Raw genomic sequence first — 11,589 nt, forward strand, 5'->3', positions numbered from 1 at the left:
AGCCCCCTGAGAAGTTTAATCGGGAGACAGGGGATGCTTTTGAGGTGTGTAACTTCAAGGCATCCTTTTTTATTTAAAAAATTAAACAAGGAGGAGGTCATATGGAGATTACAAGACGAAGTTTTTTGAAAATCTCCACAGGTGCTCTGCTTCTTAGCTCGCTGGGACTTAATCTTGAGCCTGCAAAGGCTTATGCTGCTGAGCTGAGAATAAAGGGTGCTAAGGAGACAACGCATATCTGTCCTTACTGTGGATATGGATGTAGTATTATCGTTTATTCCAAAGAAGGAAAGGTGATTAATGCAGAAGGCGATCCTGATAGTCCTCTTAATGAAGGTTCTCTTTGTCCAAAAGGAGCTGCAGTTTATCAACTCGTAAACAATCCTAACAGAATTACTGAACCGATGTATCGTGCACCAGGTGCAACAGAATGGAAGAAGATTTCATGGGAGGAAGCATTAAACAAAATTGCAAGACTGGTCAAGAAAACAAGAGATAAGTATTTTATTACCAAAAATGCTAAAGGACAGGTTGTAAACAGAGTAGATGCTATCGCTCATGTTGGCTCTGCTGCCCTTGAAAATGAAGAATGCTATTTATTACAAAAATTAATGCGTTCATGGGGACTTGTTTATATTGAGCATCAGGCTCGTATATGACACTCTCCTACTGTAGCGGCTCTGGCAGAGTCGTTTGGTAGAGGAGCAATGACAAATCACTGGATTGATTTTAGAAATGCAGATGTAATTTTAAACATGGGTGGTAATACAGCATCAAATCATCCCATGTCAATGAAATGGATAATGAAAGCCAAAGAACAAAGAGGTGCTAAACTTGTTGTAGTTGATCCTCGTTTTACACAAACAGCATCAAAAGCAGACCTCTATGTTCCGATTCGTCCAGGAACAGATATTGTATTTCTTGGTGGTTTAATAAAATACATAATTGACAATAACCTTTACTTTAAAGATTATGTATTAAATTATACGGATGCGTCATTCCTTGTTGATCCAAACTTTAAAACAGCTGAAGACCTTGATGGATTATTTTCTGGCTATGATGAGAAGAAGAGAACTTATGACAAATCCACATGGAAATATCAGCTTGATGAAAATGGTATACCAAAGAAAGATCCAACGCTTCAGAATCCAAACTGTGTATTTCAGCTTTTAAAGAAACAATACTCAAGATATACAATAGATACAGTTTCTAATATCACAGGAGCACCAAAAGATAAAATTGAAGAAGCATACAAAATTATTGGTTCTACAGGAAAACCTGACAGAACATGCACAGTCTCTTATGCAATGGGCTGGACCCAGCATACTGTAGGAACACAGAATATAAGAGCATTTTCAATTGTTCAACTCTTACTCGGCAATATGGGAATGGCTGGTGGTGGAATCAATGCTCAGAGAGGTGAACCAAATGTTCAGGGTTCAACTGACCATGCTTTGCTTTTCCATCTATGGCCTGGTTATAATCCTTCACCTGTAGCAAGTGATGTTGATTTAAAGACTTATATTGAAAAATATACCCCTAAGACAAAAGAGCCAAAGAGTGTTAACTGGTGGGCTAACAGGCCAAAATATGTAATCAGTTACCTTAAAGAGCTTTATGGAGACAAAGCTACAAAGGAGAATGATTTCTGTTACAGTTATCTTCCAAAGAGAGATGATACACAAAACTGCTCATGGTTAGTGCTTTTTGATGAAATGTATAAAGGAAATATAAAAGGCTTCTTTGCCTGGGGACAGAACCCAGCTTGTGGTTCCTCAAATGCAGGGAAGGTGAGAAAAGCACTTGCAAAGCTTGAATGGCTTGTATGCGTGAATCTCTGGGACACAGAAACTTCTTCTTTCTGGAAAGGTCCAGGAATGGATCCCAAGAAGATAAAAACAGAAGTATTCATGCTTCCAGCTGCTTCATCACTGGAAAAAGAAGGTAGCAGAACAAACTCAAGCAGATTAGGACAGTGGTTATATCAAGCTGTAAAACCTATTGGAAAATGCAAATCCGATGAAGAGATAATGAATGAGCTTTATTGGAGAGTAAAGAAACTCTATCAAAAAGAAAAAGGAGCCTTTCCTGAGCCAATTATACATCTTACGTGGGATTATGGAGAAAAAGACCAAGATGGTAAGGTTAAACATATTGATGTTCACAAAGTAGCAAAAGCAATAAATGGATACTTTACAACAGATATACAGGAACATCCAATTGACAAAAAATCATACAAGAAAGGTCAGCAGGTGCCGAGCTTTATTTTACTTAGGGATGACGGAAGTACAGCCTGTGGTTGCTGGATATATTCAGGCAGTTATACAGATGCTGGCAATATGATGGCAAGAAGAGGTAAGGAAGACCCAACAGGGCTTGGGCTTTATCCAAACTGGGCATGGTGCTGGCCCGTAAATAGAAGAATAATTTACAACCGTGCAAGCTGTGACCCACAGGGCAATCCATGGGATCCAAAGAGAGCAATACTTAAGTGGGATGCAACAAACAAGAAGTGGGTAGGAGATGTGCCTGACGGACCAGCTCCACCACTTGCAATGGAAGGTGGAAAACTTCCATTCATTATGAAACCTCTTGGAGTCGGAGCTATATTTGGACCAGGACTTGCAGATGGTCCATTCCCAACACATTATGAGCCGCTGGAATGTCCTTTCCAGGAAAATCCACTTTACAAGAAAACAAGAATTAATCCGACAGTTAAGATATTTGGTACAGATGCAGATACCTTTGTATATTGTGATACAAGATATCCTTATGTAGGTACTACATACAGAGTAACAGAACACTGGCAGACTGGTGCAATGACAAGACATCAGGAGTGGTTGCTTGAACTTCAACCCCAGATATTTGCAGAAATAGACCCTGTACTTGCAAAGGAAAAGGGAATAAAGAGCGGAGACAAAGTAATTGTATCTTCTGCAAGAGGAAAACTCTGGGCTATAGCTATAGTTACAGACAGATTGCAACCATTTAAAGTAATGGGACAAACCATACACATGGTAGGACTGCCATGGCATTATGGCTGGAGATTCCCGAAAGATGGTTCAGGTGGAGATAGTGCAAATCTGCTTACCCCGACAATTGGTGATGCAAATACCATGATACCTGAAACAAAGGCATTCATGGTAAACATAGAGAAGGCATAGGAGGTGAAACATGGCACGTAAAGGATTATTAATAACACCAGATATATGCATAGGATGTAGAGCCTGTCAGGTTGCATGCAAAGAATGGAATCAGCTTCCTGCAAGTAAGACAAAAAATTACGGAACTTATGAAAATCCACCTGACCTGGATGGAAATACATACAACAAAATCAGATTTATAGAGCATAAGGACCCTAAGGGATTTCGCTGGCTTTTTGTAAGTCAACGCTGCATGCATTGTGGAGAGCCTGCTTGTGTTCAGATATGTCCTGTTGGAGCATTGATGAAAGATAAGGAAACAGGAATTGTTTATTATGACAAAAACAAATGCATAGCCTGTCATGCCTGTAAGTCTGCCTGCCCCTTTGATGTACCAAGATATGATGACGGTGGAAAGGGTAAGATAGCAAAATGTCATCTTTGCATAGACAGAGTAAAGGCTGGACTTACACCTGCCTGTGCAAAGACCTGTCCAACAGGAGCAATTAAATATGGAGACAGAGATGCATTGATAAAAGAGGCAAAGGCAAAGGGCTTTAAGCTTTATGGAGAGACAGATCTTGGTGGATTGGGTGTAGTATTTGCTCTCAAGGATTCACCAAAGGTCTACAAACTTGCAGAGAATCCGAGAATATCAGAGTCTGTGGCATTCTGGGGTTCTGTATTAAGAACACTTGTAGGAAGAAGTGGTTCAACTACATCTTCGTTCATCAAATATCTTGCTCAAAAATCTACTGAATAAGTTTTTTAATTAAGGGGAGGATTCGAACCTCCCCTGATTTTTTTATAGTTCTACTATTCTAATTTTTGGACAATTAATGCAAGGTAAAGAAGAATTGCCTGAAAGAAAGTTTTTTCTGAATTCTTTAAAATTGCGATTTTTTAAAATTAATGGTAGAGGTTTTTCAATTATGTTGCCAAAATACAGATTTTTAACTCCTTCTGCTGGAATTCCCGTAAATACACAGGGAGAAACATATCCAAGGGAGTTTATAAAAATTGCTCGTTTAGGATTTTCAGAACATATTTCCCCTTTCTTAAATGGATGAGAGATATTAAAGGATATTGGTAAATTAAGTTTTTTCCCTTCATTTATAACATTGAGAGCTATATTTTTTAATTTATTGAATTCTTCTTCTGTTTTCGGGATAAGAGATTCATTTTCAATTGATTTATGCGGGATAAAGTCAAGTATGCTTATTATTACATGTTGTATTCCTATTTTACTGAAAATTTCTGGGATTTCTTTTAATTCATCCAGATTTGATTTAAGGAGCATGTATGCAATGTGAATTTTCGGATTGAAGACTCCTTTTTTTCTTTTCGCTTCATTTAATTTTTCAATTACTTTAAAAACTTTATCAATTTTTGTTCCTGCCCGTAATATATCATTTCTCTTTATTCCTGTAAGTGAAAAAGCAATTATGTCCATTTGGGTATCAATGATTTTTTCTATATGAGATTGTTCTATTAGCATCCCATTTGTGGTTGTTCCAACTTTACATCCAGATTTTTTAGCAACATCTACAAATTTAAAAAAATCTTGATTACAGAAAGGTTCACCCCATCCTTGAAGATAAATAAGTTTGACTTTTTTAAGATAGGGTATAATGGAAGAAAATTCAAAAAAGCTTAAATTTTTTCCTTTCCATGCTTTTTTATGTGTTGTATGCGGGCAGTAAAAGCAGGAGGCATTACAGAGTCCCGAGACTTCAATCTGAATCCAATCAAGATAAGGCATTAAAAATTTTTCAATAAATCCCATGTAGGTTATTATAAAGTATGGCTATGTTTTTTTCATATCTTTATGTTCATGTGCCTTTCTGTATTAGAAAGTGCAAATATTGTAGTTTCTATTCATTGCCATATAATAGGGATTTAGAGAAGCTTTATATTAAGGCAATATTAAAAGAAATAGAGATTATGAGAGAGATTCCACATCTTCTTAAAACAATATATATAGGTGGAGGCACCCCCTCTTGTTTAGATATTCACAATTTAGAAAAGCTTCTTTTAAATTTAAGAAAAAATTTTAAAACAACTCATAATGTAGAATTTTCAATTGAGATAAATCCTAAAACCGTTGATATGCAAAAGCTTGATTTAATGAGAGATTTTGGAATTAATAGATTAAGCATTGGAGTGCAGTCATTTAATGATAAAGAACTTTTATTTTTAGGAAGGATTCATAACTCAGAAGATGCGATTAATACAGTTAAACTCAGTCTAAATAAAGGATTCAAAAATATTTCAATTGATTTAATTTATGGAATTCCCTGTCAGACACTAAAAAACTGGGAGGAAACTTTGAATAAAGCAGTAAACATGGATATCAGACATATTTCGCTATATGAATTATCAATTGAACATAATACACAACTTGCAAAGGAGTTTAATTATAAAAAGTTTTCTCTTCTTTCTGAAGATGATGTAACATGCATGTATGAGTTTGCAAATGATTTTCTTAAAGATAAAGGATTCAAAAAATATGAAATATCAAATTTTGCCCAAAAAGGATTTCAATGCATTCATAACATTTCATATTGGCTAAGAAAGCCATATCTTGGTATAGGTCCTTCATCGCATTCATTTATTGATAATAAAAGATTTCACAATCCCTCAGATTTATTTTCTTATGTAGAGAATTTACTGAATGGTAATTTTGCATGGATATATGATTATTCTGTTGACAAAGTTGAAGGATTAAAAGAAAAGATTTTTCTTGGTTTGAGGATGAAAGAGGGAATTATTTTAAAAAAAACCTGCCTACTTAATTTTTTAAAAAATTTTGAAAAAGAAAAATTACTCACTCTGTCAGGTAATAAAGTTAGGCTGACTGATAAAGGGATGATTCTTTCTAACGAGATTTTTGCCCGGGTATTATTACATATTGAAAATTGTCCTGTCTGTAAACAAGAATGAGCAGATCATTATTTCCTGACTGTTGAAGAATTTCATTGAACTCTTTGTAACTATTTATAGATTTTTTATTGATTTCAATAATTATATCTTCATCTTTTAATATTCCTAAGGCTGGACTATCCTCACTGATTTTTTTAACAAATACCCCTTTTATAGATTTTTTCAGTCTCGTTTTTAAATTTTCAGGAATTTCTGTAATCTCAACGCCTTTTATAGACAATGGGGGAGATGCTTTTGTTTGTAAAAAATTTTCTGGGGGTTCTTCAAGAATTATTGAGTAGTCTTTTTTTATTCCATCCCTTATTATTTCTAAGTTTATAGTTTCTCCTGCAAATTTTGTTGAGAGAATATTTTGCAGATCTTTCAATTCTGTAATTTTGAAACTATCTGCTGCAACTATTACGTCTCCTCTTCTTAACTTAGCTTTATCTGCAGGTCCTCCTTCATATATATTTGTAATTACAACTCCTTCGGAAACAGACATTATTTTCCCAAGTTCAGCAGTAATTGTTTGTCCCTGAAGTCCCAACCACCCAGGTTTTCTTTTTATCAATTTGTTAATTTCTGAATAAAATGGTTTGATCAATAATACTTCTGAAATACTGCTACTTTCTGTGACAATTCCCAGCGGTGTTAAATCAAGAGAAAGTAGAAGCGAACCTGCAATTTGTTTACCTTGAATCTCTATTTTATTGTCTTTGAATTTTCCTTTGACTATCAGTATAGAAGGTTCTTCAAAAATTGTTAAAAGAAAAAACAGTTCATCTTTTGTTTCGGAAAGTTCAAAAACCACAGGCTTAGACTCTTTATTGAGTTTTACTACTGCAAGATTTAACTTTGAATCTATGGCAACTATTGAGATATTTGGGACTTTTTCAACAATTTTTGCTGGAAGTATGGCATAATTTTTATCTATTGCAACAGCTATTCCTTCTTGAAAGGATATTAAAGAATCTGAAAACTTTTGATAGATTGTATCAACTTTACTTTTAATTAATGTGGAAAAATTTTCTTCACAATTAGATTGATTGAATGAAAATAAAATAAACGAGATTATAAATAAAATTTTAATTATAACTTTGGAATAATTTTTATTTGTAAACATCTCTTTGTATTATCATCAATTTTAAATCTGTCGTCAAGTCTGTAACCTGCTATGCAAACAATATTTCCATTACTTTCAATTATTGGCACAGTATCTCTTTCATCTCTTGGAATTTTTTCATCAACAAAGAAATCCTGAAGCTTTTTCTTTTTACCAAAACCGAAAGGATAAAAGTAATCTCCTGATTTTCTTGCTCTTACAATCAAAGGAAATTTAATTTTATCCATATCAATGTAAATTACATTTTTACCATCGCCAAAATTTTGAAGTTCTTCCTTTTTTATTTCTTTCAGGTTTAAAACAATGGAAGATTCTTTAAGATAAATATCCTGCGGTTCTGTTATTTCATATGTGGAGAGTTTTTTGGGAGGTTCTGATGTTATTATTAAAGTTGAATATCCTTTTATAGCTCTGATGCCTTTTGGAAGATATACTCTATCACCTGTTTTACCAGTTTTTATAAGGTTTATAATGTCTTCTATATGGTCAAAAGTTAAACCCTTTAAGCCTTTAACGCTGTCAATTGCGAATCTCAAAGCTCTTCTCAAAATGACAATATTCAATACTTCCATTGGATTACAGAAAAGTTCAATTGTTTTATCAGTTTTTCTACTCATAAGTCGCATTAAAGCCTTTGTTACTGCTACATTTATATAATCATTTTCTTCTCTTATGATATCAGCAGTCTTTGAAATAATTTTTGTAGCCTTTGGAGACACAGTTTTTATAACAGGCATTAATGTTTTTCGAATTTTATTTCTTAAGTATTTCATGCTCTCGTTTGATGGATCAATGATATAAGAAATATTTTTTTCTGAGAGGAATCTTTCTATTTCTGTTCTTTCAATTTCAATAAGGGGTCTTATTATTTTTTTTCTTACAGGAGGAATTCCGCTTAATCCAGCAGGTCCAGCACCTCTAAGAAGTCTCATTATAACCGTTTCAGCTTGATCATCAGCATTATGGGCAACTGCAATTTTGTGAGCATTAATGTTAATGCTTATCTGGTCTAATGCTGCATATCTTAGAATCCTTGCTGCTTCTTGAATGCTTATTTTTTCTTTTTTTGCAAAATCTTTTACATTTATTGATTGAACATAAAAAGGGATATTAAGAGATTCGCATAATTTTTTACAAAATTCAATTTCTTTTGGAACATCATCAGGTCTTAATTCGTGGTCTATATATGCTGCTGAGATTTTTAGCTTGTATGAAGATTTAAGTATGTTTAAAATCTGAAGAAGACAGACAGAATCAGGTCCGCCTGATAAACCCACAAGAACATGGTCTCCAACTGAAAGCATGTTATATTTTTCAATTGTTTGTTTTACTTTTTTAATTATATCCATTTATTAATTTTAACAGATTTTTAATTATGTAGAAGTGTCTTTACAAATTATTTTCTTGATTTTTTTGAAACATTTATTTTTAAACTAATTGAAAATGAGGCTGTTCAATTAGTAACGGTCATTCCGATCGAGGAATAACAGAAATCAAGGATGACAGTTAAATGAATAGGACTTGTAGTTTATTGATTTTAAGTAAATTGCAAGTTTTTAAACAGTCTCTGAAAATAAACTGGAGGAAAAATGAAAAGGACAAGCTTTTTAGGGATATTTTTAATTATCAGTTTGTTATCTTGTAATTTAACTACCAATCCATGCACAAATATAAAGGAAAAGGAACTAAAAGAAACTTTAAAAATTGATTTTGATAGCATAGTTGAAAAAAATGAAATTAAAGGAACGAATCTCTGTCAGATTGTAATTCAAAGAAATGGTGTATTCAATATTTTTTATGCATATCCCGATGGAAAGACTTTTATATTCGGAGATATCTATAAAAATGGTATATTTTTAAGCAAAGCAACATTGGAAAGAATACAGGAAAAGGCTTTCAAGAATTTTCAAACAGAGATTGATAAAGTAGTTGTTTTTTCTTATAAACCAGAAGGTGCTAATAAGTATATCTATATGATTACTGATCCAGATTGTCCATTCTGTGAAAAGGCAAAACAAGAAGTGAAACAGTGGGCGGATTTAAAAAAGGTTGAGATAAAGGTTATATTTTTACCTCTTGAAACTCTTCATCCTCATGCAAAAGACAAGGCTATAAGAGCAGTCTGCGCAGGAATGAAATATGATGACTACTTGAATTCAAAATGGGTAGGGCAGCTATGCAATGATGGAACTAAAAAAATACAAGATTCAATTGCTTTGATGAAAAAGATTAATGTAAATGGAACGCCTTCTTTTATTTCTTTTAATGGTAAGCGAATAGTGGGGTTTTCACCTGAAGGACTTGATGCTATCATAAACTAAATGCATTTTCTTTTAGAAATTCATAGAAAAGTTTGTATATATACGGTAAACTCCGTGTTGTATGAGTAGCTATATAGAAAATTCTATTCATTTTGTAGTTTTTTATTTTTACTATTTTTAGTTTTTTGTATTCCAATTCATCTTTAATTGAATGGATTGAAAGGATGGAAATTCCCAAACCATTTTTTATTGCCTCTTTTACAGCATCTGTGCTGCTTAATGTGCAGACTATATTTAGTTTCTCTATATCTATTCCCATCTCTCCAAGCCATTTTTCCATTTCTTTTCTTGTTCCTGAACCTTCTTCCCTCGTTATAAAAGGATATTTCAGTATTTCCTCAGGTTCTATAAAGGATTCTTTTATAAGATTAGGGCTGACAATTACAAGTTCATCATCCATAAAGGGAAAATAATCAATTTTTGATTTACGAAGTTTTGTTCCTACAATACCTAACAAAATTTGTCCTGAAAGCAAACTTTCTATAACTGATTTTGAATCTGAGATATCTATTTGAATTGAGATCTGAGGATAAATGTTTTTAAAAGATGACATCAATTTGGGCAAAATATATGTTCCGGGAATACTGCTTGCTGCAATGTATAGATTTCCCGATGGTGTAGATTTTATTTTTTGTAAAACTTCTTTTAGATTCTCAACCTTTTCTACAACTCCCTGTGCATTTTCATAAAGTATTTCTGCTTCTGTTGTAGGTATGATAACTTTACCAAATCTATCAAACAATTTACAGTCTAATTCTTCTTCAAGGGTTTTTATATGTTCACTTATTGTGGGTTGTGTTAAAAACAATTCTTTGGCAGCCTTTGAAAAACTTTTATTTTTAAATACAGAAATGAAAATTTTAAGTTGATGAATATCCATAGACAACATTTTAACAAAATCTATAATAAATTTGACAGATTTTGATTTTTTTGATATCCTTTTTTTAATGAAAAAATTAATATTTTTTTTAATTTTTATTTTAGCTTTTAGTTCTAATGTTTACGCATTTGATAGAAAAGGATTTTCACCAACCGCTCCATTCTCAGTAATTTCTACTTTTTCTGCAGAATCCCCAAAGCAAAATCAAGTGGCAATTGATTTTAATTTTGAACTTACAAATGACCCAGATATAAAAAGAACGAATTTGAATCTTTCCTATGGATTGACTGATAAGGTTGAAGTTATAGCTAACCTTCCATACAATATTTCTTATCATAATTCTATCAATGGAAATGGTGCAGAAGATATTAATTTTGGTTTTAAACATAGAGTAATTGATGAAACAACATATTTACCTGCTTTTGCATACATGCTTTATGTTTCAGGAGATTTCGGCAATGAAGATTTTTCCACAGAAGGCGGACGTGGTGGAGGATTAATTGTGACAAAGAAGTTAGGACCTGTAAAAGCCCATGGAAATTTAATCTATTTTAAACCAGAAAAAGAAGGATTAAAAGAAACATGGAATCTTAATATTGGTTCAGAACTTAAAGTAAGTTATAACTCCTCTATTCTTTTTGAAATAATAGGAAGAAAAGCAATTGATAAAAATAAAATAGACCTTTTAGAATGGAGACTTGGCTATAGAGTGAGAGTGACAAATTTCTCTTATACCACTGTCAGTACAGGCTTTGATATAAAAAACAGAACTCCTGATGTGAGATTTATGTTCGGTATTAGTCTGGTATTACCAGGTGAAAAGCATACTTTAAAAAGAATTGTAAAAGATATTGATTAATGTTATAATGATTTCATGTTTGATTTAGGCTTTCAAGAACTTATTATAATATTTATTGTTGCTCTCTTAGTGTTCGGTCCAAAAAGATTACCTGAACTTGGTTATACACTTGGTAAAACCCTGAATGAAATCAAAAAGGCTTTTCAGGGAGCAAAATCTGAGATGGAAAAAGAAATAAACGAAGTTAAAGAAACTGTAGAGGAAGCTAAAAAGGATATAAAAGACCCGCTTCAACTCAAAAATGAACTTTTCAAGGATATACCTTCTCTTGAAGATTTAAGAATAGATAAACACATTGAGAACATTGCCAGAAAAGAGATTGAAAAAAAGGAGTAATA

At 32.9% G+C, this 11,589-nt stretch carries 10 protein-coding genes; 6 read left to right on the forward strand and 4 right to left on the reverse strand.

Annotated elements, in window-relative coordinates:
- Positions 1–101: 101 nt before the first annotated feature.
- Together fdnG and THEYE_RS04405 are read left to right on the forward strand one after the other, a co-directional pair.
- Positions 102–3,164 (forward strand): formate dehydrogenase-N subunit alpha, encoded by a 3,063-nt coding sequence (fdnG, locus tag THEYE_RS04400; protein ID WP_012546362.1) that lies wholly within the window; start codon positions 102–104, stop codon positions 3,162–3,164.
- A 10-nt stretch (positions 3,165–3,174) separates the two neighbouring features.
- A complete protein-coding gene (locus tag THEYE_RS04405) occupies positions 3,175–3,906 on the forward strand; it encodes a 4Fe-4S dicluster domain-containing protein (protein ID WP_012545194.1) in 732 nt (243 codons plus the stop codon).
- Between the two features lie 42 nt (positions 3,907–3,948).
- Here THEYE_RS04405 and THEYE_RS04410 read toward each other — a convergent pair whose 3' ends face one another.
- Positions 3,949–4,929 carry a radical SAM/SPASM domain-containing protein gene (locus tag THEYE_RS04410; RefSeq protein ID WP_012546361.1) on the reverse strand — a complete coding sequence of 327 codons (981 nt, stop codon included), beginning with the start codon at positions 4,927–4,929 and terminating at the stop codon, positions 3,949–3,951.
- 17 nt (positions 4,930–4,946) lie between these two features.
- On the opposite strand from THEYE_RS04410, the gene hemW reads away from it, so the two are divergent.
- Positions 4,947–6,086 (forward strand): radical SAM family heme chaperone HemW, encoded by a 1,140-nt coding sequence (gene hemW / locus THEYE_RS04415; protein WP_021013191.1) that lies wholly within the window; start codon positions 4,947–4,949, stop codon positions 6,084–6,086.
- On the opposite strand, the gene THEYE_RS04420 is transcribed toward hemW, so the two are convergent.
- Positions 6,022–7,191, reverse strand: a complete 1,170-nt coding sequence (locus tag THEYE_RS04420; protein ID WP_012544943.1) for a PDZ domain-containing protein — start codon at positions 7,189–7,191, stop codon at positions 6,022–6,024. The genes hemW and THEYE_RS04420 overlap by 65 nt on opposite strands.
- Entirely contained in the window at positions 7,158–8,540 is a 1,383-nt protein-coding gene (gene tilS, locus THEYE_RS04425; RefSeq protein WP_012546068.1) for a tRNA lysidine(34) synthetase TilS, read from the reverse strand. Before tilS ends, THEYE_RS04420 begins: the two co-directional genes overlap by 34 nt.
- Before the next feature lie 240 nt (positions 8,541–8,780).
- On the opposite strand from tilS, the gene THEYE_RS04430 reads away from it, so the two are divergent.
- Positions 8,781–9,512, forward strand: a complete 732-nt coding sequence (locus THEYE_RS04430) for a thioredoxin fold domain-containing protein (RefSeq protein WP_012546549.1) — start codon at positions 8,781–8,783, stop codon at positions 9,510–9,512.
- Here THEYE_RS04430 and THEYE_RS04435 read toward each other — a convergent pair.
- Entirely contained in the window at positions 9,502–10,392 is an 891-nt protein-coding gene (locus tag THEYE_RS04435; RefSeq protein WP_012545377.1) for a selenium metabolism-associated LysR family transcriptional regulator, read from the reverse strand. The genes THEYE_RS04430 and THEYE_RS04435 overlap by 11 nt on opposite strands.
- Before the next feature lie 67 nt (positions 10,393–10,459).
- Between THEYE_RS04435 and THEYE_RS04440 the strand changes: the two genes are divergently transcribed.
- Positions 10,460–11,251 (forward strand): hypothetical protein, encoded by a 792-nt coding sequence (locus THEYE_RS04440; protein ID WP_028842557.1) that lies wholly within the window; start codon positions 10,460–10,462, stop codon positions 11,249–11,251.
- Positions 11,252–11,266: 15 nt separating this feature from the next.
- A complete protein-coding gene (tatB, locus tag THEYE_RS10570; protein ID WP_012546321.1) occupies positions 11,267–11,587 on the forward strand; it encodes a Sec-independent protein translocase protein TatB in 321 nt (106 codons plus the stop codon).
- Positions 11,588–11,589: the final 2 nt, after the last annotated feature.

The sequence above is a fragment of the Thermodesulfovibrio yellowstonii DSM 11347 genome (assembly GCF_000020985.1).
GTDB lineage: Bacteria > Nitrospirota > Thermodesulfovibrionia > Thermodesulfovibrionales > Thermodesulfovibrionaceae > Thermodesulfovibrio > Thermodesulfovibrio yellowstonii.